Source organism: Pacificibacter marinus, from assembly GCF_900109555.1.
Lineage (GTDB): Bacteria > Pseudomonadota > Alphaproteobacteria > Rhodobacterales > Rhodobacteraceae > Celeribacter > Celeribacter marinus_C.
This window is the reverse complement of record NZ_FNZV01000001.1, coordinates 124,526-146,725: the sequence shown is the minus strand read 5'-3', so window position 1 is coordinate 146,725 and position 22,200 is coordinate 124,526. Positions and strand designations below refer to the sequence as shown.

General features: G+C 51.3%; 20 protein-coding genes. 10 read left to right on the top strand and 10 right to left on the bottom strand.

What is annotated here, in order from left to right; all coding sequences use genetic code 11:
- The first annotated feature begins 153 nt into the window (after positions 1-153).
- The 3 genes from BM025_RS00675 to BM025_RS00665 are packed head-to-tail and all read left to right on the top strand — an operon-like array spanning position 154 to position 5,311.
- The gene (locus BM025_RS00675; protein ID WP_170842077.1) at positions 154-1,206 is read left to right on the top strand and encodes an efflux RND transporter periplasmic adaptor subunit; all 1,053 of its coding nucleotides are present in this window, start codon (positions 154-156) and stop codon (positions 1,204-1,206) included.
- A complete protein-coding gene (locus BM025_RS00670; RefSeq protein ID WP_085847399.1) occupies positions 1,203-2,276 on the top strand; it encodes an efflux RND transporter periplasmic adaptor subunit in 1,074 nt (357 codons plus the stop codon). The genes BM025_RS00675 and BM025_RS00670 overlap by 4 nt, the downstream gene beginning before the upstream one ends.
- Positions 2,273-5,311 carry an efflux RND transporter permease subunit gene (locus tag BM025_RS00665; protein WP_085847400.1) on the top strand — a complete coding sequence of 1,013 codons (3,039 nt, stop codon included), beginning with the start codon at positions 2,273-2,275 and terminating at the stop codon, positions 5,309-5,311. The genes BM025_RS00670 and BM025_RS00665 overlap by 4 nt, the downstream gene beginning before the upstream one ends.
- Before the next feature lie 70 nt (positions 5,312-5,381).
- Here the strand turns inward: BM025_RS00665 and choV are convergent, their stop codons facing one another.
- From choV to choX, 3 genes are all read right to left on the bottom strand, one after another.
- Positions 5,382-6,431 (bottom strand): choline ABC transporter ATP-binding protein, encoded by a 1,050-nt coding sequence (gene choV, locus BM025_RS00660; RefSeq protein WP_085847401.1) that lies wholly within the window; start codon positions 6,429-6,431, stop codon positions 5,382-5,384.
- The gene (gene choW / locus BM025_RS00655) at positions 6,428-7,264 is read right to left on the bottom strand and encodes a choline ABC transporter permease subunit (RefSeq protein WP_085847402.1); all 837 of its coding nucleotides are present in this window, start codon (positions 7,262-7,264) and stop codon (positions 6,428-6,430) included. The genes choV and choW overlap by 4 nt, the downstream gene beginning before the upstream one ends.
- 95 nt (positions 7,265-7,359) lie before the next feature.
- Positions 7,360-8,280 (bottom strand): choline ABC transporter substrate-binding protein, encoded by a 921-nt coding sequence (choX, locus tag BM025_RS00650; protein WP_085847403.1) that lies wholly within the window; start codon positions 8,278-8,280, stop codon positions 7,360-7,362.
- Between the two features lie 111 nt (positions 8,281-8,391).
- Between choX and betI the strand changes: the two genes are divergently transcribed.
- From betI to betA, 3 genes are read left to right on the top strand one after another with little or no spacing between them, the layout of a single operon-like run.
- Positions 8,392-9,000, top strand: a complete 609-nt coding sequence (gene betI, locus BM025_RS00645) for a transcriptional regulator BetI (protein ID WP_085847404.1) — start codon at positions 8,392-8,394, stop codon at positions 8,998-9,000.
- Positions 9,001-9,028: 28 nt separating this feature from the next.
- Positions 9,029-10,501 (top strand): betaine-aldehyde dehydrogenase, encoded by a 1,473-nt coding sequence (betB, locus tag BM025_RS00640; protein WP_085847405.1) that lies wholly within the window; start codon positions 9,029-9,031, stop codon positions 10,499-10,501.
- Complete coding sequence (gene betA / locus BM025_RS00635; RefSeq protein ID WP_085847406.1) at positions 10,501-12,159, top strand: choline dehydrogenase; 1,659 nt, start codon at positions 10,501-10,503, stop codon at positions 12,157-12,159. The genes betB and betA overlap by 1 nt, the downstream gene beginning before the upstream one ends.
- A gap of 5 nt (positions 12,160-12,164) precedes the next feature.
- Here betA and BM025_RS00630 read toward each other — a convergent pair whose 3' ends face one another.
- Positions 12,165-14,792 (bottom strand): hybrid sensor histidine kinase/response regulator, encoded by a 2,628-nt coding sequence (locus BM025_RS00630; RefSeq protein WP_085847407.1) that lies wholly within the window; start codon positions 14,790-14,792, stop codon positions 12,165-12,167.
- Positions 14,789-15,196 (bottom strand): putative pterin-binding protein, encoded by a 408-nt coding sequence (locus BM025_RS00625; RefSeq protein WP_139204520.1) that lies wholly within the window; start codon positions 15,194-15,196, stop codon positions 14,789-14,791. The genes BM025_RS00630 and BM025_RS00625 overlap by 4 nt, the downstream gene beginning before the upstream one ends.
- A 372-nt stretch (positions 15,197-15,568) precedes the next feature.
- Between BM025_RS00625 and BM025_RS00620 the strand changes: the two genes are divergently transcribed.
- The gene (locus BM025_RS00620; protein ID WP_085847409.1) at positions 15,569-16,219 is read left to right on the top strand and encodes a response regulator; all 651 of its coding nucleotides are present in this window, start codon (positions 15,569-15,571) and stop codon (positions 16,217-16,219) included.
- 9 nt (positions 16,220-16,228) lie between these two features.
- Here the strand turns inward: BM025_RS00620 and BM025_RS00615 are convergent, their stop codons facing one another.
- Entirely contained in the window at positions 16,229-16,804 is a 576-nt protein-coding gene (locus BM025_RS00615) for a pyridoxamine 5'-phosphate oxidase family protein (RefSeq protein WP_085847410.1), read from the bottom strand.
- 87 nt (positions 16,805-16,891) lie between these two features.
- Here BM025_RS00615 and BM025_RS00610 point away from each other — a divergent pair, with 87 nt between their 5' ends.
- Complete coding sequence (locus BM025_RS00610; protein WP_244515369.1) at positions 16,892-18,139, top strand: glycerate kinase type-2 family protein; 1,248 nt, start codon at positions 16,892-16,894, stop codon at positions 18,137-18,139.
- Here the strand turns inward: BM025_RS00610 and BM025_RS00605 are convergent, their stop codons facing one another.
- The 4 genes from BM025_RS00605 to BM025_RS00590 are packed head-to-tail and all read right to left on the bottom strand — an operon-like array spanning position 18,140 to position 20,584.
- Positions 18,140-19,204, bottom strand: a complete 1,065-nt coding sequence (locus BM025_RS00605; protein ID WP_085847412.1) for a YeeE/YedE family protein — start codon at positions 19,202-19,204, stop codon at positions 18,140-18,142. It lies immediately after the preceding gene.
- Positions 19,205-19,236: 32 nt separating this feature from the next.
- Positions 19,237-19,602, bottom strand: a complete 366-nt coding sequence (locus tag BM025_RS00600) for an ArsR/SmtB family transcription factor (RefSeq protein WP_085847413.1) — start codon at positions 19,600-19,602, stop codon at positions 19,237-19,239.
- Between the two features lie 18 nt (positions 19,603-19,620).
- Complete coding sequence (locus tag BM025_RS00595; protein WP_085847414.1) at positions 19,621-20,121, bottom strand: GlcG/HbpS family heme-binding protein; 501 nt, start codon at positions 20,119-20,121, stop codon at positions 19,621-19,623.
- 22 nt (positions 20,122-20,143) lie between these two features.
- The gene (locus BM025_RS00590) at positions 20,144-20,584 is read right to left on the bottom strand and encodes a thioredoxin domain-containing protein (RefSeq protein ID WP_244515367.1); all 441 of its coding nucleotides are present in this window, start codon (positions 20,582-20,584) and stop codon (positions 20,144-20,146) included.
- Between the two features lie 134 nt (positions 20,585-20,718).
- Here BM025_RS00590 and BM025_RS00585 point away from each other — a divergent pair, with 134 nt between their 5' ends.
- Together BM025_RS00585 and BM025_RS00580 are read left to right on the top strand one after the other, a co-directional pair.
- Positions 20,719-21,474 carry a cytochrome c biogenesis CcdA family protein gene (locus BM025_RS00585; RefSeq protein WP_085847415.1) on the top strand — a complete coding sequence of 252 codons (756 nt, stop codon included), beginning with the start codon at positions 20,719-20,721 and terminating at the stop codon, positions 21,472-21,474.
- A 3-nt stretch (positions 21,475-21,477) separates the two neighbouring features.
- Entirely contained in the window at positions 21,478-22,083 is a 606-nt protein-coding gene (locus BM025_RS00580) for a thioredoxin family protein (RefSeq protein WP_085847416.1), read from the top strand.
- Positions 22,084-22,200 lie beyond the last annotated feature (117 nt).

The window sequence follows — 22,200 nt, the reverse complement described above, 5'->3', positions numbered from 1 at the left end:
TTGTAATCTGAATGTGCCAGCTTTATATCCGGTGCAGATAGCGGTCGCTATTTAGAATTGATATTTCGTATTGACCTTCTGGTCCACGCGATAGACCGCATAGTAGAAGGTTCGCGTGAGTTGATGTACTTTAGATATGTTAAGAAAATAACAGTGCCGCTGCGCCTGTTGATTTTGGCCAGTGCGACAGCGAGTTCCGCCATGGCCGAAACACCTTTGGTGGTGGAAATGGTGACAGCGCAATCCACGGTTATCGAACGCAGCATTTCATTGACGGGCGAAATTGTTGCCCGAGATTCGCTAAGCGTTTCATTCCCCAGCGGGGGGCGGGTCGATAGCGTTGATGTACAAGAGGGCGATTTTGTTGCCGCAGGGACCGTTTTGGCGCGCATAAATGCTATTCAGCAAGAGCAAGCTTTACGGGCCGCACGTGCCGCTGTGTCGACTGCGTCCGCTGATCTTGATCAAGCGTTAGAAGATTTGCGTCGCCAAGATTCTTTGCTGGAACGCGGGGCAACGACGCGTGTGGCGCGCGATGCCGCAGCCGATCAGGCCCGCGTGAAAGAAGGCGGGTTGGCCCAAGCCCGTGCTGATCTTGATTTGGCGCAAAAGGCGCTTGAGGATACGGTCGTGACGGCCCCCGACGCGGCAACTGTTATTGCGCGTCATGTGGAGCCCGGGCAGGTGATCGGCGCGGTGCAACCCGTTGTCGAATTGGCCTTGGGAAACGCGGTTGACGCACTGTTTGACGCACCTGAAAGTTTGCTGACCACTGCGGGTGGATTTAAGACAATGGAAATGACGCCTTTGCGGCACCCTGATCAGGCTTTTACGGGCACGGTTCGCGAAATATCACCGTTAATTGATCCGACCAAAGGCACTGTGGCGGTCAAGGTGAGTGTCGAACAACGGCCTGCTGGTGTTGAGTATGGTGATGCGGTGCGTGGCAGTACGATTGTGTCGGCAGGCGCGGGCATCGTCGTGCCTTACAGTGCAATGAGCGCCACATCTCAAGGGCCTGCTGTGTGGGTCGTCGACCCTGAAACGATGACGGTTTCCGCACAAGTGATCACCGTGGAGCGATTTGAAACGGGGCGCATTGTTGTGAAAGATGGGATTGCAGAAGGGACTTTGGTCATCGTTGCGGGTACGCAGTTGTTGTTCCCTGGGCGTCTTGTGCAAGCCGCAGAAGAGGTTGATCAATGAACCGTTTTATCTTTTTATCTGCCTTGATGTTGGCGACACCTGCACTGGCTGAATCCGATCTATCTTTTGAAATTGTATCAACTGTTCCGCGCCCCGTTGTGACACAAATTGTGGGCGCAGGCGTGTTGGATGAAATCACTTATATTGGAACTGTTGCGGCTGGAAATGAAGTATCACTGGGGTTTCCACTCAGCGGAACTTTGGTTGAGCGCCGTGTTGACCTTGGTGCGCTTGTGTTCAAAGGGGATGAGCTGGCCCGCCTTGATCCGAAAGATTTTCAAGCCGAGCTGCGCAGTGCGCAAGCGGGTGTTTTGGTGGCAGAAACCAATCTTGGTGCCGCGCAACAAGCGGCCAATCGTGCGACGGAATTGGCCACGCGTGGGGTGGATTCAATCACACGTCAAGAAGACGCACAGCGTGCTTTGGTCGCGGCCCAAGCGGGTTTAGAACAAGCACAAGCCAATTTGGCGCGCGCGCAAGATAAACTCGACCTTGGCATATTACGTGCTCCGCAAGACGGGGTGATCACAGGGGCGTTTTTGGATACTGGCGCATCTGTCTCTCAGGGGCTTGAAGTGCTCAGACTTGCCAGCACGGATGAACGTGAGGCTGTTGTGGACGTCAGCGAACAGGGGCTGGCGGATCTGGACATTGGCATGCGCTTTGATGTCGCTTTGGTGGCCAACCCGAACAGCACAACAACGGCCACATTGTTTCGGATTGATCCCGTCGCCGAAAGCACGACACGTACGCGGCGCGCACATTTTCTATTGTCGTCGCCCCCCCAAGAGTTTCGCTTTGGGGCGCTTGTGCAAATGAATGCCATTGCCGATGACGCATTGGTTGTAAGCGTGCCGTATGATGCCGTGTTGACCCAAAACGGCACGTCTGCCGTGTGGCTGGTTTCGCGGGCGCAAAACACTGTTTCACTGCAACCTGTGACTTTAGGTGCGCGCTTTGGTGATCGCGTGCGCGTGACCAAAGGTATCGCTGTTGGGGATGAGGTCGTTTTGCGCGGCATCCATTCTTTGCATGAAGGACAAAATATTGGACGGAGTATGTCCCAATGAACCGTTTTAATCTGTCCGATTGGGCGCTTTCACATAGATCGTTTGTTTGGTTCTTAATGATCGTTTCCATCGTTGCTGGCACGATTTCATACATGAACATCGGCCGTGAAGAAGATCCCAATTTTGCGATCAAAACCATGATCGTCTCAGGCGCGTTGCCGGGGGCGGATGTTGAACAAACACTGTCTCAAGTCACCGATAGAATTGAGAAAAAGCTCGAAGAACTGCCCGAACTTGATTTCACGCGCTCTGTGACCGCCGCTGGGCAATCCGTTGTTTATATTGAACTTTTGGCCTCAACCGATGCGGGGGAACTACCACGTATTTGGCAGCGTGTGCGCAGTATGATGAGCGACATTCGTGGAGAGTTCCCCGAAGAATTTTCCGGCTTTCAGTTCAATGATAATTTTGGGGATGTGTTCGGCAACCTTTACGCTTTTACCTATGACGGGTTTTCGCCACGCGAAGTGCGCGATTTTGTCGAAGAGGTGCGCCGAGAAGTCCAAGCTCTTGATGATTCAGGTAAAGTTGACATTTACGGTGTTCAGGATGAGGTGATCTATCTTGATTTCTCAACCGAACGTATGGCTGCTCTTGGCTTAAATCACGATGCCGTGATGGGAACGCTTGCCGCGCAAAATGCGATCTTGCCCTCGGGGGTGATCAAAGCGGGACCAGAACAAATTTTGGTGCGCGTGGCTGGGCAGTTTTCGGATGCGGACAGCCTTGCAGATATTAACTTGCGGGTCGGGGATCAATTTTTCCCCCTGACCGACGTGGCAGATATTCAACGTGGGTATCAAGATCCGCCCTCTGAACTGTTCCGCTTTAATGGCCAAGCCGCCATTGGGCTGTCTGTGGGCATGCGCCAAGGGGCCAACATTGTGGACTTTGGCGTCGCGCTGGATCAAGTGATTGATCATGCGATTACAGAGTTGCCGATTGGGATCGAAATTCACCAAGTTGCCAACCAACCGCATGTGGTGGACGAAGCTGTCGGCCATTTCATTCAGGCGCTTATCGAAGCCGTTTTGATCGTGCTTGCCGTGAGTTTTGTTAGTCTTGGGATGCGCGCTGGTTTGGCCGTGGCGCTGACCATTCCGCTTGTTTTGGCGATTACATTTGTGATCATTGATTACATGGGGCTGACCTTGCAGCGCATTTCTCTAGGGGCGTTGATCATCGCTTTGGGGCTGCTCGTGGACGACGCCATGATTGCGATTGAAACGATGATTTCGCGGATGGAAAAGGGTGAAAGTCGTATCGCGTCTGCCTCATACGCGTGGACGTCGATTGCCTTTCCGATGTTGACGGGCACGCTGATCACTGTGGCCGGGTTTATCCCGATTGGGTTGAACACTTCAGCGGCGGGTGAATTTACCTTTTCGCTGTTCGTTGTAATTGCGGTTTCCTTGACTGTGTCTTGGGTCGTGGCTGTGCTGTTCGCGCCGTTGATCGGGGTGACATTGCTGCCCAAAAAGATGAAGCATCATGATGCGAAACCCGGGCGATTCCGTCGCGGGTTTCATGCTGTATTGTTGCGCGCGATGCGGTTTCGCTGGGTCACAATCGGTGCCACGCTGATTGTTTTTGCAGTCTCCATTTACGGGCTGCGGTTTGTGGAACAGCAGTTCTTTCCAAACTCTGATCGCCCTGAGTTGATCGTTGATATAGCTCTGGCGCAAAATACGTCGATTTCAGAAACCCAAGCGCAAATGGATCGTTTTGAAACCTACTTAGCGGATGATGAAAACACTCTGTTTTGGACATCTTATGTTGGCCGTGGTGCACCGCGTTTCTTGTTGTCATATGACGTGCCTACCCCTGGTCCACACACGGGGCAAATTGTGATCCAAACACCTTCGATTGAAGCCCGTGATGCTTTGCGTGTGAAATTGAATGACATTGCGCTCACCAAATTTCCGAGTGCTGATATCTTTATCAAGCTTTTGGAAATTGGCCCACCTGTCGGGCGGCCTGTGCAATATAGGCTGAGTGGATCTGATCTGGATGTTGTGCGTGATCGTGGGCGTGAATTGGCGGCCTTGATCTCAACGGATGACCGTTTGGGCGGCATTGTTATGGATTGGAATGAACCTGCACGCGTGGTCCGCATTGATATTTTGCAAGACAAAGCCCGCCAGCTTGGACTGTCGTCCAGCGATATTGCTGCAACGCTGAACACTATTTACAATGGTAAATCCGTGACGTCCTTGCGCGATGAAAACTATTTGGTCGATATTCGTGCCCGTGGTGACAAAGAGGATCGCCAGTCTGTTGAAGCATTGTCCAACTTGCAGCTCGCAACATCTGAGGGGCGGTCGATCCCGCTGCGCTCTATCGCGACCTTTGGATATGACACGGAGCAGCCCGTGATTCACCAAAGGGATCGTGCGCCCACCATCACCGTCAAAGCAGCGATTATAACCTCAGATCAACCTGCTACAATTGTCGCGGCGTTGTCTGAAAAAATCGCAGCCTTCAACCAAGATTTGCCGTTTGGTTATGAAGTTGTGGTTGGCGGATCTGTTGAATCGAGTGAAGAAAGCCAAGCACCAATCGTTGCGGTCGTTCCGGTTATGTTGCTGATCATGCTGACGCTGATCATGGTGCAGATGCAAGGGTTCCGATTGGGGTTCATTGTATTCTGTGTAGCACCTTTGGGTTTGATCGGTGTCGTCGCGGCCTTGTTGCCATCTGGCGCGCCGCTTGGTTTCGTGGCCATCCTTGGTGTTCTAGCTCTGGTGGGTATTTTGATCCGCAACTCGATCATTCTGGTCACCGAAATCGAAGTCTTGCGCGGTAAGGGGCGCGATGCTTGGACCGCTGTATTTGATGCCAGTGATGCGCGAGCACGACCCATTTTGCTGACCGCAGCTGCGGCCAGTTTGGCGCTGATCCCGATCTCACGTCAGGTGTTCTGGGGGCCAATGGCCTTTGCAATGATGGGCGGGATTATCGCAGGAACGGTCATCACGCTGGTGTTTGTGCCTGCCTTGTACTTAGCCGTGTTTAGGGTCAAACGCCCAGACTAAATGAAAACGGCGGCCCAATGATATGTTGGGGCCGCCGTTTTTTTGCGAACTAAGGGGGCATAATCACATCTTAAAGCCTGCGTTGCGCCAATCGTTTGAGCAACCCATTGGCGCTGATTTGCCCGACAGGAGCGCCGCTTTTCATAATGATGAGCGGTGTTTTTTGATCAACAATCTGATCGAGCGCTGCTGAGACGGGCGTTTCAATATCTATTTCGCCCTGTGCATTTGGTGTGATGTCTTCCATCACATCGCCCACCGCAAGATACGACAACGGGTTTGAATGAGCGACGAAATCCGCGACATAATCATTCTTCGGCTGGGTGGCGATGTCATGCGGAGCGCCGCATTGTATGATCCGCCCGCCATCCATAATCGCGATGCGATTGCCAAGTTTAAAGGCTTCATCCAGATCGTGACTGACAAAAACGATGGTGCGGTTCAGCTTGGATTGCAGATCCAAAAGTTCGTCTTGCAGCTTGGTGCGGATCAAAGGATCAAGCGCCGAAAATGGCTCGTCCATTAGCAAAATTGGCGCTTCCGTAACAAAAGCGCGCGCCAAACCAACGCGTTGCTGCATGCCGCCAGACAGCTCACTGACTTTATTGTCGGCCCAATCTTGCAGGCCCACAAGTCCCAAAACGTCCATTACTTTCGCGCGCCGTTCGGTTTTTGACATTCCGCCAAGTTCAAGTCCCAGACCAACATTGTCTGCCACATTGCGCCATGGCAAAAGTCCAAAATGCTGAAACACCATTGCAATGCGTTCGCGGCGCAAGCGGCGCAACTCTTGTACCGGGGCGCCGGTGACTTCGGTCATGCCCGTGCCATCTTTGATCGACACGCTGCCGCGTACGACAGGATTTAACCCATTCAGTGCCCGCAAAAGCGTTGATTTTCCAGAGCCAGACAGGCCCATCAAAACCAAAATCTCGCCGTCTTGCACTTCGAGTGAGCAGTCATGCACCCCCAATACTTGATCCGTGGCCTCTTGGATTTCTGTACGGTCGTGCCCTGCGTCCATCATCGGCAAAGCGCTTGCTGGATCATTCCCAAATGCGATGGAAACTGCATCAATTTTGACAGCAATTTTGGACGCGTCTATGTTTATAGCGTTCATGATTTTGCTCCTTTGTTGAGCATGCGGTCCAGAATGATCGATACCACAACGATGACAAATCCACTTTCAAATCCAAGGCTTGTGTTCACTTGATTCAGCGCGCGCACGACAGGGACACCCAACCCATCCGCACCCACAAGGGCCGCGATCACCACCATTGAAAGCGCAAGCATAATGGTTTGGTTTAGGCCGGCCATGATTTGGGGCATTGCGTGTGGCAGTTCGGATTTGATCAAAACATCGCGTTCACTGCCGCCAAAGGCACGCACGGCTTCGGTCAAAGGCTTGGGCGTTGATGCGATCCCAAGCTGTGTCAGGCGAATGGGGGCGGGCAAAACAAACACAACGGTTGCGATCAAGCCCGGGACCATGCCAATGCCGAAAAATATAATAGCTGGAATGAGATAGACAAACGTAGGCAGAGTTTGCATCAAATCCAAAACAGGGCGCATTGCCGCGTACAATCGGGGCCGATGCGCGGCTGCAATACCAATGGGCACACCAATCGACATGCACACAACACAGGCCGATAGAACCAAGGTCAGGCTTTCTGTTGTTTCTTCCCAGTAGTCTTGATTGAGAATGAACAAAAATCCGACAGCCACAAGAACGCTGGTTTTCCAATTGCGCTGAATGATCCATGTCAGCGCGGCAAAGGCCAGTATGATCACAAGCGGATGCGGGGTTTGAAGTAGCCACAAAATACCGTCAATCAGTGCTTCCAATCCGACGCTGATCGCATCAAGGGGCCCCTCTGCACGTGATTGAATCCAATCAAAAATGGCACTCGCTGTTTTACCAACGGGGATCTTTTGCGATGTGAGCCAGTCCAAAAATCCACTCCTTTGTTATGGTGTTTGCCCGCATTTGCGAGGGCATAGAAAAAGCCCCGTACACTGCACGGGGCCTCTGTCATTTCGAATGCAGATTAAAGACCAAGCGCGCCTTTAACGGCTGTCATTGAATCTCCGCCGTCTACAGTTGTGACACCGTCCAACCAAGCGCCGAGAACCTGTGGGTTGCTTGTGAGCCATGCTTTTGCGGCCTCATTTGCTTCAACGCCATCGTTCAAGATCGCGCCCATGATTTCGTTTTCCATGGCAAGTGAAAACTCTAGGTTTTGCAATAGTTTACCAACGTTTGGACACTCATCGACGTATCCTGCACGGGTGTTGGTGTGCACTGTCGCGCCGCCAAAGTTCGGGCCAAACCAATCATCGCCACCATCCAAGTATGTCAGGTCAAAGTTGGCGTTCATTGGGTGGGGTTCCCACGCAAGAAATACGATAGGTTCGTCTTTTTTCGACAGGCGAGACACCTGGCTGAGCATGCCTTGTTCAGAGCTTTCTTTGACGTCAAATTCTTTGAGATCAAATGCGTTGTCTGCAATCATATCCATGATCAAGCGGTTGCCATCATTGCCTGGCTCGATGCCATAGATCGTGTCGTCAAGCGCATCTGATTGTGCCACGATATCTGCAAATGTTGTCAGGCCCAAAGCGGCGCCAGCTGCGTTGGTCGCAAGTGTGTATTTCGCGCCTTCCAAGTTGGTGCGTACGGTGTCGACTGTGCCACGTTCGCGGTAGGGCGCGATGTCGGCTTCCATAGTGGGCATCCAGTTGCCCAAGAAAACGTCGATGTCACCTTTTTCGAGCGACACATAGGTCACGGGCACAGCCAAGACGCTGACGTTTGTTTCATAGCCCAATGCGTCTAGGACTGTGGTTGTGGCTGCTGTGGTCGCTGTGATGTCTGTCCAGCCAACGTCTGAAAACGAAACTGACGTACAGTCAGCAAAAGCGGTTGTGGCTGTGAGAGCGATGATGGATGTTGTAAGAGCGAATTTCATGCTAGACCCCGATTTGGACTTTGACAGCGGAAAATGCTTTCCGCCTATTGATTGATCAGTCAATTCATAACATGGTTCGAAAAAAAGACAACAGCCGACACGAGGCATACAATGCAACGCAGACCAGAACGCGAACGCCGCGCCGATCTTATCAACGCAACGATTCTTGAAATCGGTGCGGCCAGATCACTTGACGTGACGACTGTGCAAATCGCCAAGCGGGCAGGGGTGTCTTCGGGGTTGGCGTTTCACTATTTCAAAGACAAAGACAGTTTGTTCTTGGCTGCGATGCGGGCGATTTTGTCGAGCTATAGCGATGATGTTTCGCGGATGATGAAATCGGCACAAAGCCCACAAGATCGATTGACCGCGATCGCAAAGGCCTGTTTCGGTGCCAGCAGTCTGGACCGCAATACCATGTCTGCTTGGGTGGTGTTTTATGCGCTTGCGCTAAAATCCAGTCGCGCCAAGCGGCTTTTGAATGTTTATCAGCGACGCTTGCACAGCAACCTTGTGCACAATTTACGTCCCTTGATTGGGGCGCAAGCTGATCCGGCAGCACGGCGAATTGCTGGGTTGATTGATGGGCTTTACTTGCGCTGTGCGCTGGAAAGCCATGCCGTGGTTGCCTTTGATGGTGCTGCAGAAGTGTTGCAAGCGATCGAGGCCGAGTGCCAAGATACTTGCCTCTTTGCAGCCCCAAAGACCCACGCGATATGACAATTTTTACACGTTAGGACGGCCCCAAATGACTTTTATTACCACTCCAAACCAGCAACCCATCGCAAGCCATTTCATCAATGGGGGCTATGTTGAAGACGCTGCGGGGCAAGTGATTACGTCAGTATACCCTGCAACGGGGATGCAAATCGCTGAGCTTCACAGCGCGACGCCTGCGATTATTGAACAAGCTTTGTGTGCCGCCGCCAGTGCGCAAAAGGCTTGGGCGGCTTTGTCTGGCACTGAGCGGGGCAGGGTCTTGACGCGTGCGGCGCATATTATGCGTGACAAAAATCGCGAACTTTCAGTGCTAGAAAGCTACGACACAGGTAAACCTTTGTCGGAAACTCTGGTGGCGGATGCCGCATCTGCTGCTGACGCGCTTGAATACTTTGGCGGTCTGGCTGGCACGCTTACAGGCGAACAAATTCCTGTGGCGGGCGGTGATTTTGTTTACACCCGCCGCGAAGCTTTGGGTGTTTGTGTCGGCATTGGTGCATGGAATTATCCGATCCAAATTGCGGCATGGAAAGCGGCACCCGCCTTGGCTTGCGGCAATGCGATGATTTTCAAACCATCCGAAATGACCACTCTAAGCGCGCTTAAGTTTGCCGAAATTTTGATCGAGGCAGGCGTGCCCGCTGGAATTTTCAATGTGATCCAAGGCTACGGTGATGTTGGCGCTGCTTTGATCGATGATCCGCGCGTTGCAAAAGTGTCTTTGACGGGGTCAGTTCCGACAGGGCGCAAAGTCTACGCTGCCGCTGCTGCGGGGATGAAGCACGCGACACTTGAACTTGGTGGTAAGTCTCCGATTGTTGTGTTCGAGGATGCCGATTTGGAAAACGCGGTGTCTTGCGCGATCAATGGCAACTTTTATTCCACAGGCCAGATTTGCTCAAACGGTACGCGCGTTTTTGTGCATGAAACTATTGCCGAGGCTTTCGTGGCCCGCGTGGCCGAGCGTATGGACAATGCCGTGATTGGCGATCCGATGGACGAGACCACCACCATTGGCCCCATGGTGTCCGCTGCGCAGTGCGATATTGTCGAAGGCTATGTTGCCAAAGGCATTGCGCAGGGCGCGCGTTTGGTCAAAGGCGGTAAACGTATTGATCGCGCTGGGTTTTATGTTGAACCGGCACTGTTTGATGGCGTCACCGATGACATGGCCATCGCCCGCGAAGAAATTTTTGGGCCTGTGATGTCTGTGCTTACATTCACTTGCGAAGACGAAGTTGTGCAGCGCGCCAATGACACGGAATTTGGCTTGGCTGCGGGCGTGTTTACGCGTGATTTGACCCGTGCACACCGTGTCGCGCAAGCCTTTGAGGCGGGAACATGCTATATCAACACCTATAATTTAACCCCCGTCGAGGCCCCTTTTGGGGGGATGAAATCATCCGGTCTTGGGCGTGAAAATTCAAAAGCCGCGATCGAACATTACAGTCAAATTAAGTCCATCTATGTGGCCCTAAGCAGCACGGAAGCGCCGTTTTGATGCAAGCAGATTATGTTATTGTAGGGGCTGGGTCTGCAGGATGTGCGATTGCATATCGTTTGGCTGAAGCTGGTAAATCCGTCATTGTCATTGAGCATGGCGGCACGGATGCAGGGCCGTTTATTCAAATGCCCGCTGCATTGTCCTACCCGATGAACATGCGCCGCTATGATTGGGGGTTCCAGTCAGAACCAGAGCCGCATTTGGGCGGCCGCTGCATGGCGACGCCTCGCGGGAAAGTGCTGGGGGGCTCGTCCTCAATCAATGGGATGATCTATGTGCGCGGTCACGCTCGTGATTTTGACACATGGGATGAGATGGGTGCCAAAGGCTGGAGTTTCGCCGATGTGTTGCCTTATTTCAAACGTATGGAACATTGGCATTCGGGCGGTCACGGGGGCGATCCTGCATGGCGCGGCAAAAATGGCCCGCTGCATGTGACACGCGGTAAACGTAAAAATCCATTGACCAAAGCCTTTGTCGAAGCGGGGCGTCAAGCTGGCTATTGCGTAACCGACGATTACAACGGTCAGCAGCAAGAGGGCTTTGGCCCCTTTGATGCGACTATTTATAAAGGCACGCGTTGGTCCGCTTATAAGGCCTATCTTAAGCCTGCATTAAAGCATGCCCACTGTCGGGTTGTTCGTGCACTTGCGCATAAAATTGTGATCGAAAACGGGCGCGCTATAGGTGTTGAAATTGAACGGGGCGGCAAACGTGAATGCATTCACGCGAACGCTGAAGTGATCATATCCGCAAGCTCTATCAATTCACCAAAATTGTTGATGCTTTCAGGGATTGGTCCAGCCAAGCACTTGGCTGAGCATGGCATTGATGTGGTCGCTGACCGTGCCGGCGTCGGTCAAAACCTGCAAGACCACCTTGAATTGTATATTCAACAAGCTGCGATAAAACCGGTGTCTTTGTATAAGTATTGGAACCTATTTGGAAAAGCTTTGATCGGTGCGCAATGGTTGTTCACCCGCACGGGGCTTGGCGCTTCAAACCAATTTGAAAGCGCTGGGTTTATTCGGTCCAAAGCGGGTATTGATTACCCCGATATTCAGTTCCATTTTCTGCCGATAGCGGTGCGATACGACGGTAAAGTCGCCGCCGAAGGGCACGGATATCAGGCACATGTTGGTCCGATGCGCTCAACCTCACGCGGGCAAATTTCATTGTGCTCAAGTGATCCTGCGGATGCGCCCAAAATTGAATTTAATTACATGTCTACAGATCAAGATTGGCAAGAATTCCGCACCTGTATTCGGCTGACGCGCGAAGTTCTGGGACAAGATGCTTTTGCGCCGTATCGAGGTGATGAAATACAGCCCGGTTCATCTGTGACTACAGATGCCGATCTTGATGCGTTTGTGCGTGAGCATGTTGAAAGCGCGTACCATCCTTGCGGCACTTGTAAAATGGGCGCAGTGGATGACCCGATGGCCGTTGTCGACCCTCAGTGTCGTGTCATAGGGGTGCAGAATTTGCGTGTCGCCGACAGTTCAATTTTTCCACAAATAACCAATGGTAACCTGAATGCGCCATCAATCATGACCGGTGAAAAGGCTGCAGACCATATTTTGGGAAAACCAATGTTGGAACAAGATCATTCCATACCGTGGGAACACCCTGACTGGAAAACGGCACAACGGTAATTGTATCAAGCGGCTTGTTCATGTCGCGTCAACTCGGCATTTAGAACCCAATTTAGGGCGTTTAAACGCTGTTTGTCTGTGCGTGCACAGGCCGTTTCGATTGCAATTAACAGATCGCCAAGTCCAACATGGCCAAGGGCATATAGCCCGCCTGCAGCGTAATGTGCCGCAGCGCCCAGTTCTGCCCAGTTTACTGTGTCTATGGTGTTAAATGCCAAGTTGAGTAGTGTTTTTATGTTTGTTGCATCTCCGAAGGATCTTTCAATAAGGTTTGATATTTCAGACGGCTGCATGCCTAACTCTGCAAGCTCCAAAGCCGTTTGTGCAGCTTTATCCTCTCGTCGTTTGGGTATGTCTGGCGCGGCTTCATGTTTTTCTTTTTGGATTTCCGCGATACGAAGGCGCAGTTGATCTTGGGTAAATGGTTTTGAGATAATGCCATCGATACCGTGTTCGAATATTTCGATACTTTCTTTGACTTCCATCTCTGGGTGCGCGGTGACGGCAATAATGCATGCCGATTTACTAAGCGAGAACAGACGGATACAAAGGGCTGTGTCTAGCCCGTTCAGTTGCGGCATGTTGACATCACTGAGAATAAGATCATAGGCGGAGTGATACGCTTTTTGTAAACCAGCAAGGCCATTTTGCGCAGTGGTCACGCGATGGCCCATGCGTTCAAGCATCTGTTGAAGCAAGAGTATGTTGGTTGGATGATCCTCTATAATCAGAACGTTTAAGGCGGTTTTGGTCATTACTTGTGGTTGAGTGAGCTTGTCCAATTTCTGACCCTCGTGTGTCTCATTTCGTGTGTCTTGGTTTATATTTTTAGGGACGGTTTGTTCTATTTGTGCAGGCATTGAAAACCAAAACTGGCTGCCCTCGTTGTGTTTTGAACTAAACCCGATGGTGCCCCCCATGGCTTCGACTGAACGGCGCACAATTCCTAAGCCCAGCCCGGTTCCTGGCAGAGTGCCATCCGTTTTTGAAGTGTTTGAGTAAAAGTCTTCAAAGATGCGCTCTTGATCATCGGAAGTGATACCCGTTCCCGTATCGGTCACAGTGATGCGAGTGGTTAACCTATGGTCAATCAGTACGTTGCATCCTGACACTGTGATTTGACCATTTTGGGTGAATTTGATTGCATTTGAGATAAGATTAGACGCCGATTTTGAAAATGCATCTTTTAATCCAAAGTTGCTGCTTGGGCCACTCCATTCAATTTTAAAGGTATTTCCGCGTCCTTGTGACAGGGCACTGACTTGATCGCAGATGTTTTGAATGATGGCCTTGGGGCTAAAGCTTTCCGGATGGGCATATTTCGATTGCGCCGCATTTTTCGTAATATCTAATATATTGTTGGTTTGAGTGAGTGCAAATTCACTTGCCGTTTTTGCAAGATTTATAAGGTTTGCTGCGTTTGCTTCAACAGCGTCTAATTCGATCATATCAAGTGCGGCTATGACACTGTGCAACGGTGTCCGCATTTCGTGACTCATGGTCGCCAAAAAGCGGCTCTTGGCTGAGGCATCGCTTTTCGCACGGATCAATGCGCGCCGCACGCGTCGACGCGCTTTCATTTCATGTGATGTATTGCGCAAAAAGCCAATCAATATTGGTTCTCCGTGCAGTCCGCGATCTCGAACAAGGGTTAATTCAACTGGAAAGACGATCCCTTTGCGTGTTTGTGCCCAAACAGACCTATGCAAATCGGTACTGTCATGTATCGAAACATTGTTCAGGGTGTCCTGCAATAGCTTGCGAAATGGAGTGCGCAACTTGCGTGGTGTATACATGTTTATGATTGAGGCGCCGATGATTTCACTGCGCGGGCATTCAAACATGTTCTGTGCTGCGGGGTTTGCTTCAGAGATATTAAAATCTTTGTCGAGTACGAATATAGCGTCTTGGGATGCTTTTAATACTTTGAAAAGGTAAGATGAAATTCTCTTTTGACGTTTAGCACTTCTACTGACTTGCCGTCTTAAGTACACCATGATGAGCGCTGTTGCGCTTGTGGAAACCAATAGGGCCAATGATACCAAAAAATAACGTTCCAGCGCGATATGTAGATTTGCGCGTGCAGTCTCTTGGAATGACACCGTTTCACTTAAAGCGTTCAGGGTAAATATTCGGATGGTATTACTTATGCCGTATGCCTGCTGCTGCATTCTTCTTAGATCAACAAGCGCTAGGGGGCTAGATCTGTCTAAAATAGCTGCAGTTTTTGTTCTAAATGACAGAATATCCTCAAGCTGGGCAGACATTTCAGCGGATGATGGATAGCTTTTTGAACGGCCTAAAATTGTTTCTGTACGCGCATAAAAAAGATCAAATTTTAAAGCCGTCGCTTTCAAGGCTTCTATTGGAGTGTTGCCGTAAGCAGGAGTGAGATCTATCGCTGTCGCCAACTCTACTTGATATCTACGAAAAGCAACTTCCGTTTGTGATAAATTCCAAGCCAGACTATCTGAGCGGGCAAAAGAAAATTCGCGCACTTTGTTTGATAAGAAAACTGACATGGTAAGCAGTGCAAGAATGAACGCGCAACCGATAAGGACAAAGACGATCCCCCGGACGGGGCTATCGTCTATGTTTTTTTCATCAAGTGGTGCGTGAGAAAAGGGATTCATTTAGGTAAGATTTCAATCTCAACCACTTGCCAAACAGAAGCAGAAAAATGTGATTCTGTCTTGAATTTTGCATGCCTATCAAATGGGTACATGACCCAAAGAGGGCCTTTTTCACGCAAAGAAAACGGTTCACCATTGATTTTATTCGCAAGGATTGGATAGGTCTTTGAAATCAAATCTGGTGTTGCGATATGTGAATAGTCATTGGCGGCAGTGATTTTTATACGGGCAGATTTATCGTAAGGGCCAGCCAAGGCAAGTACGGATGCCAAAGACGGCCCTGTATAGGTCATAATGCCGTCATTCCAGTGCGTGGAGGTTTCGAATGACACTTGTTCAAGCGCTTCAATATCTTGATATGTCAGATAAGTTTCTATGGCAGTAGCACTGTTTCGCAGTGTCAAAATATAGTTCTCCGTCGCCGCAGAAAAAGATGATGCAGGCAGAAAAAGCCCCATGAAGAACGAAAAGATAAGGGTCGTGAAAATCCGCACGTGGGACGCCCGTTTTTTGTTTCGTATAGGGCACAGGCGCAGGGGGCGCGTAAAAGGGATAAGCAGTTTCATCATTCGATAAATATGCACCAATGAGGTTAAGGATGGTTAAAGGCGACAGGTTTTCGGCCAATTTTTAGGACTTGCCTCAAAATTTAGCACTTCAAGGGCTATGCGGATCGTACAAATTGTGTATTTGTTCACGACCAGTCAATGCGTCTTCTTGGCGTTTGGCTTCGCTTGCTGAATGCGTAAATAACCAATCTTATCCAAAGGGATGCTGTGCCTCTATCGCTTGAAAATATTGAAATAAACAAAAAAATATCAATCTTGATCGCTGACGATCACAGTCTTCTGGCTGATGCTTTGAGTGTTGTTTTAAGTTCAGAACCTGATCTTGTCGCTGAAGTTTGCGGCACTCTGGGCACGACGCTTGAGTTGCTTCAGCATGGGTCGAGCACATTTGACATTGTTATGCTTGATATCTCGATGCCGGGTATGGAGGGGCTTGTATCCGTAAAACGGGTCATTGATGCGGCTCAAGGCGCGGCTGTGGTCGTGTTTTCAGGTACCGCAGATGATGACTTTGTGTGGCAGGCGATAGAACTGGGGGCGAAAGGATTTATATCCAAACAACACCCCTTTAAAAGCTTTACCACAATCCTGCGTTTGATTGCTGATGGTCATGAATTTATTCCGTTATCACTGTCACGGCGCGGCGCATTGAATTCAAAAATACAATCTCAAATTGACGATCGCGAACGACACATTTTACAATTTGTGGCCGAGGGAAAAACCAACAAAGTGATTGCTTTGGAAATGAACAGCACCGAGGGGGCCATTAAAATGAAGATGCGCACGGTTTGTAACAAGCTTAATGCTAAAAATCGCACTCATGCAGTGATGGTCGCACGTCAAAAATGCTTGATTTAGGCGGCTGACTTATGGCGCTCGCCAGACCCCACGCCAACCATCACGGCGCTCGAAACGTGCGCGTGTATGTGTGGGAGACTTGAGTGAGACAACATCCAAGTCTGCAATCGTCAGTCGTAAAATCGCAAAGCGCGCGGCATCAGGACTGCGTTGGTAAGATGTGGCTGACGCAATCTGCGCACCGGGGGCAGGGGTTACACCATAGTTGGGCAAAGCATGCTCCGGTAGCTTAGACCATGCCACGTGGGCAGCAGCCCCTTCGATGATGTCCATCAAGCCAGTTATGCGCAACTGAAGTTCCATATCTGCCCGCCAAAGCGTCAGAGCAACACGCGGATCATTCGCGATTTCAGTACATTTGGGTGTAGCGGCATCCGTAAATATATCGATTGATCCACGGGGTCTATCACTGTCGCGCAAAATCACACTGCGCGCAGCAGGGGCACCGCTGGCATCAATGGTGGACAGCGTGACGACCTGCGATTTACGCCTATCTTGCACGATTTGCGGCGCCAAGGCAGCCCAAGCAAAGTTCAAAACCTGTGCAAGGTCTGTCGGATGTGGTGCGTTGATGTCATCAGTCATAAATTTAAAGTGCCGTGTGACAATTCGTTTTGCAAGTAAGCTGGACGTCTTGTCGTCGACATGCGACGATTACATATGCATATTGATATGACCGAACCGACCGAGACATCGAATTCCCCCGACATGAAACAGCGCGCTCTTGATATATTTATGGCAGGCGTCCGTGCCGCAGATCCTGCGCGCGGCGTTGAAGAGGCGCTGAAAAACAAGACGTTTTCGCGTCCAACGATCATAGCTGTTGGCAAAGCGGCGTGCAGCATGGCGCAAGCTGCGATGCGACATATCAATGCTGAAAAAGTCGTCGTTGTCACCAATTATGAAAATGCGTGCCCTATTGACGGAGCTGAGGTGCTGGCCGCGGCCCACCCTGTGCCCGACGCCGAAGGCGCGCGCGCGGCACTTCGTGTGGAAGGGGCGCTGAGTATGGCTAAGGGCGATGTGATTGCTCTCATTTCTGGCGGTGGATCGGCCTTGCTGCCCGCGCCCGTCATGGGCGTCAGTCTTGAAGACAAAGCCGCTGTGAATGCGCTGCTTTTGGCGTCTGGGGCAGATATCGTGATGATGAACCTTATTCGCCAGCAATTGTCGCGCCTCAAAGGCGGTGGTTTTTTGCGTGCAGCCGCCCCATCGCATGTGACCACTTTGGTGTTGTCTGATGTGGTGGATGATGATTTGCGTGCGATCGCATCTGGTCCTTCTGTGTCGCCCATTGGCAGCAGAGAAGACGCGGCTGACGCTTTGAAAGCCTTGAATATTTGGGACAGTGTGCCTCATTCTGTCCGCGCTCATTTACAAATGCCCGAACCTGAACTTGGCCCTTTGCCGCCAAGTGATACGTTCCTTGTTGGGTCCAACCGTCGGTCCGTATCTGCTATGGCGCGCGCTGCTGGTGGCGGTGTGGCGCAGGGCGTTCACGTGTTTCCCGCGCCTTTGGTGGGCGATGTGGATCGTGCCGCGCATGCCATTTTGGAATGTGTGCGTGAAAAGGGCGTCTATCTTTTCGGTGGTGAAACCACAGTTAAGGTGACAGGGCAGGGGCTTGGCGGGCGCAATCAAGAGCTTGCTTTACGCGTGGCTAAGTTGGCGAAAGAGCGTGGTCTAAGCGACTATGTCTTTTTGTCTGGCGGCACTGATGGGCGTGATGGTCCCACCGACGCAGCGGGCGGGCTTGTTGATGCAACCACATTGGACCGTCTCGAAAATGCGGGCGTCGATCTGGATGCAATCTTGGACCAAAACGACAGCTATCATGGCTTGGAAGCTGCGGGTGATCTGTTGAAAATAGGCGCGACAGGCACAAACGTAGCGGACCTTCAGGTGTTTATCTTAAATTGATTAGGCTTTGATCGAAAAGCCATAAATCAACTGGTGCAATCCCACGGCAGCCCCAACGATGATTGAGGCTGCGGTGATTGGTGCCGAAAACGCAAGGACAGAAAAGGCGGAAATACCTTGGCCGATGGTGCATCCAAAGGCCAAAACCGCCCCGATTCCCATCAGTACAGCGCCACCGATTTGACGTTTCAATTCACGCGGGTCATCGCAAGATTCCCATCTGAAATGACCTTTGATCAGTGCGCCGATGGCCGCACCAATAAGCACGCCAATCACGGACCCAACCCCGAATGTGAGCGATGTTGCAGAGGAGGTCATGATGTAAAACAGTGTGTCACCGATTGGGGCGGCAAAACTGTGCGACTCGACGGGCAAGGCGTCAAATGTGGCATAAGACACCCAAGATGTGCTGGCCCAGCCAGCCACAATCACAGCCCCGACGACTGCGCCCCAAGCGATAGACTTGTGCTCTTGACGATAGTGTTTCGAGGCAAGCGCAATGGCCAAAATCACCAGTCCTATGATCATGCCTGAAGCGCCCAATGGCATCCCATGGGCGTGAAGCCAATGCGCTGCGCCAGCGGGACTTTCGGCTGGTTGCGGTGGAAATATCGCCACGCGCAAGGCCGCCAGCGGGCCATTCAACGTCATGTAACTTGCCAAGCCCATAACAATGACGATGACAAAATTACGCAGATCGCCGCCGCCAAGCCGCGCCAAAGCGCCAAAGCCGCAATTGCCAGCCAACGCCATGCCATAGCCGAACATCAGCCCGCCCAGAATGGACGCGGTGGGGGACCACTGTTTGGCAAGGTATAAGGTTTGGCGCGGATCAAATAATCCCAAACTGACAAGGGCAAAAACGCCAATGACAGCGACACCAATCGCGACGCCCCATTGGCGTGCGCGGGTGTTTGAGCCTTGATAAAGGACATCTTCAATCGCCCCCAATGAACAAAAACGCCCAAGGCGTGCGGCAAGGCCCAAACCAATGCCGCCAGCACAGCCCAGTGCAGCCGCAATCGCGCCCGGACTTAAATTGTCAAAGCTTAGAGTATCAAGCATGTAGAACCTCCCTCATGGTGGGAGAACAGGGGCTAGTCGCCGCGCTTTTCCGCACCATCAGCCACGTTGCAAAACAGCTCGTAGATAACTTCAAGGATGCGTTTGGGACGATCATCGGTCAAGGAATAATAAATCGCCTTGCCATCGCGCCGAGGCGTCACAAGCCCCTCAAGTCGCAACCGAGCCAGTTGTTGGCTGACGGCGGCTTGGCGCGCAGACAAAAGATCCTCAAGCTCCGTGACAGATTTTTCCCCAGTGACAAGATGACACAAAATCATCAAGCGGCCCTCGTGTGACAGCGCCTTAAGCAAGTTTGACGCCTCACAAGCGTTCGACATCATTTTGTCGAGTTCCGCCTCAGACAGATCGTCCGAAAATACTGGCAAAGGAGAATTCATCGCCCCAGTCCCTCATCATTAAAATGCGATATCATCGATAATCGCATCAATCCCGTCCTGAGCACAGCGCTCATCAATATCGGGGCCCGGTGCCCCTGATACACCGATTCCAGCGACAATAGAACCCGCAGCTTCAATCATAAGTCCGCCCCCAAGTGCGAGCGGTTCTGTCAGCTCTCGGATACCTGCCATCATCTCGCCGGGGGCCGTGATAGCACCAAGATCAAGCGTCGATGTGCGAAAGGAAACGGCGGTCCATGCTTTGCGCCGCGCTGTTTCAAATACATGCAGTCCAGCAAAGCGATCGCGCACGTAAACTTGGGGGATGCCAAAGCGATCCACCACCATCACGCCGACTTGGTAGCCTTGCGCGCGGCAGCTTTCCATGGCCGCCACAGCCGCAACGCGGGCGATTTCTGGTTTGAGCACTTTGAAGGACACGAACGCGTCGTCTTCATCGGCAAAGCTGGGTGCTGCGGTTGCAATCAAAAGGGCAAGCCCTGTCAAAATCCGGTTCATATCAGTTTCCTCCCGTTTCGGTTTATTGTTTTTCGTCAATCATATATGCGGCAAAATCACTGTGATTTCGCAAAGTGACAGTCAGCATGGCCCAAAACAATTCATCACCGCCGTAGCCCTCAATGCGTGCGGTTTCCTGTCCGTCGATGGTCAGAACAAAGGTCGGCGTGATGACCAGAGGGCCGTCGAATGTTAGGTCGTCTGGGCGTGGATCGTGTAAATCAATCCGGCGCAGCGGCGCGAAATGTCCTTCGGGCGTTTTAGGGTAAATTGGCGCAATTTCAGCATTCCAACGGGCACAATAGATGCACCCTTGTTGTTCAACCATAATCAAAGCGGCACCGTGTTGTGCGCCGCTTTGCAATGAGGCGTTTTCAGCTTGTGTCGCAACCGCGATCACGCTCAGAGCGCCCGCAAGCAGGACAGATGCCATATTGACTAGGATTTGGCGGCGTGTGTGCATATGTATTTCTGGCCATTGCGCAATGATATGTTGACGGGTCGTTAACAATCAACATAATTTGAATGTGTTCGAAATACAAGCTTGCCGAACCAAAGGTTAAAGCCACATATTCGTGCAAGCAGGGAAGGGTTAAGATGCTAGATGTAACCGTGATTTCCGCTTTTATAGGCGGGTTGATCGTGTTTTTTTCCCCGTGTATTTTGCCGATTGTGCCGTTTTACCTGTCGTATATGGCAGGCACGTCCATGGGCGAAATCAATGAAGATGGCGAACTTGCTGCCGGTGTGCGGCGTCGTGCTGTGGTGTCGTCCATCATGTTTTCACTGGGGATTATCACCGTGTTTGTGGGGCTTGGCGCTGCCGCTTTTTCATTCAGTCAGGTGTTTCGCGGCCAACAAGACGTGTTTCGCATCCTTGCCAGTGCGATTGTTTTCATCATGGGGCTGCATTTCTTAGGCGTTATTCGGATCGGCTTTTTAAACCGACAGTTTCAGATGGACGCTGGCGATACGTCTAACATGAGCGTGCTTGGCTCTTATGTGGTCGGGCTTGCGTTCGCTGCGGGATGGACGCCTTGTGTGGGCGGCGTTTTGACGGCTGTTGTGTTTACGGCCTCTATCGAAGAAACGGCGGTTAAAGGATTGATTCTGATGCTTGTCTTTGGTGTCGGGATGACTTTGCCATTCGTGATCTCGGCCATTTTCATCAAGCCTTTCTTGCGCTTTGCGGCCAAGTTCCGCCGTCATTTGCCTAAAGTTGAAAAGCTAATGGGCGTGTTCTTGATTGTCTTTGCCATTCTTATTCTCACAAATTCCGTCAACATGATCGCGGCTTGGATGCTGGAAACCTTTCCTGCATTTACCAAAATCGGATCAACAGGGAGTCTTTGATCGATGTTTAAATTCACACGACGGGCCTTGGGCCTTGCTGCTTTTATCATGACTTGTGGGCTTGTGTCTGCGGGGGCGGTCGAGTTGGGCGATGACGGTCTGCACAAAACCTCGTGGCAGCGTGATACGTTCAAAGATTTGCGCGAAGATCTGGCCGAAGCCACGGCCGAGGGCAAACGCTTGATGGTGATGATTGAACAGCGTGGATGCATCTATTGTACCAAAATGCACGAACAGGTGTTTCCTGATCCTGAAATCACGCAATTGATCGAAGACAACTTTTTCGTTGTGCAGATCAACATGTTTGGTGACATCGAAGTGACCGATTTTGATGGCGAGGTTTTGCCTGAAAAAGAGATGGTGCAAAAGTGGCGTGTCTTGTTCACGCCCACCACGTTTTTCTTTCCCGAAACCGTTGAACAGGGGCTCAGCGCACCACAAGCCGCAGTGTCCACCGTGCCCGGTGCCTTTGGTCGACTGACCACCTATAATATGATGACGTGGGTTTTAGAGCATGGCTACGATGATGCGCTACCATTTCAAAAATATCATGCACAGCAAGTGGTTCAGCAGCAAGAAACTGGTACACTCAAGGTTAATGTCGAATGATTCTAAGGTAACGCGAGTGGGTAAAGCTTTGCTAAACTGCCCGAACACATAAAAAATTCCATTTTTTGAATTTGTTCTTGCGCGAAACCGAAACGGTGGGCTACGGTACACCATAAT

Excerpts from the sequence above, each read along its gene's own strand:
- betA (WP_085847406.1), top strand. The coding sequence starts at position 10,501 with ATGCAAGCAGATTATGTTATTGTAGGGGCTGGGTCTGCAGGATGTGCG.
- choX (WP_085847403.1), bottom strand. The coding sequence starts at position 8,280 with ATGAAATTCGCTCTTACAACATCCATCATCGCTCTCACAGCCACAACC.
- BM025_RS00610 (WP_244515369.1), top strand. The coding sequence starts at position 16,892 with ATGACCGAACCGACCGAGACATCGAATTCCCCCGACATGAAACAGCGC.
- BM025_RS00595 (WP_085847414.1), bottom strand. The coding sequence starts at position 20,121 with ATGAACCGGATTTTGACAGGGCTTGCCCTTTTGATTGCAACCGCAGCA.
- BM025_RS00605 (WP_085847412.1), bottom strand. The coding sequence starts at position 19,204 with ATGCTTGATACTCTAAGCTTTGACAATTTAAGTCCGGGCGCGATTGCG.
- BM025_RS00585 (WP_085847415.1), top strand. The coding sequence starts at position 20,719 with ATGCTAGATGTAACCGTGATTTCCGCTTTTATAGGCGGGTTGATCGTG.
- BM025_RS00580 (WP_085847416.1), top strand. The coding sequence starts at position 21,478 with ATGTTTAAATTCACACGACGGGCCTTGGGCCTTGCTGCTTTTATCATG.
- betI (WP_085847404.1), top strand. The coding sequence starts at position 8,392 with ATGCAACGCAGACCAGAACGCGAACGCCGCGCCGATCTTATCAACGCA.
- choV (WP_085847401.1), bottom strand. The coding sequence starts at position 6,431 with ATGAACGCTATAAACATAGACGCGTCCAAAATTGCTGTCAAAATTGAT.
- BM025_RS00600 (WP_085847413.1), bottom strand. The coding sequence starts at position 19,602 with ATGAATTCTCCTTTGCCAGTATTTTCGGACGATCTGTCTGAGGCGGAA.
- BM025_RS00670 (WP_085847399.1), top strand. The coding sequence starts at position 1,203 with ATGAACCGTTTTATCTTTTTATCTGCCTTGATGTTGGCGACACCTGCA.
- BM025_RS00590 (WP_244515367.1), bottom strand. The coding sequence starts at position 20,584 with ATGCACACACGCCGCCAAATCCTAGTCAATATGGCATCTGTCCTGCTT.
- betB (WP_085847405.1), top strand. The coding sequence starts at position 9,029 with ATGACTTTTATTACCACTCCAAACCAGCAACCCATCGCAAGCCATTTC.
- BM025_RS00665 (WP_085847400.1), top strand. The coding sequence starts at position 2,273 with ATGAACCGTTTTAATCTGTCCGATTGGGCGCTTTCACATAGATCGTTT.
- BM025_RS00615 (WP_085847410.1), bottom strand. The coding sequence starts at position 16,804 with ATGACTGATGACATCAACGCACCACATCCGACAGACCTTGCACAGGTT.
- BM025_RS00630 (WP_085847407.1), bottom strand. The coding sequence starts at position 14,792 with ATGAATCCCTTTTCTCACGCACCACTTGATGAAAAAAACATAGACGAT.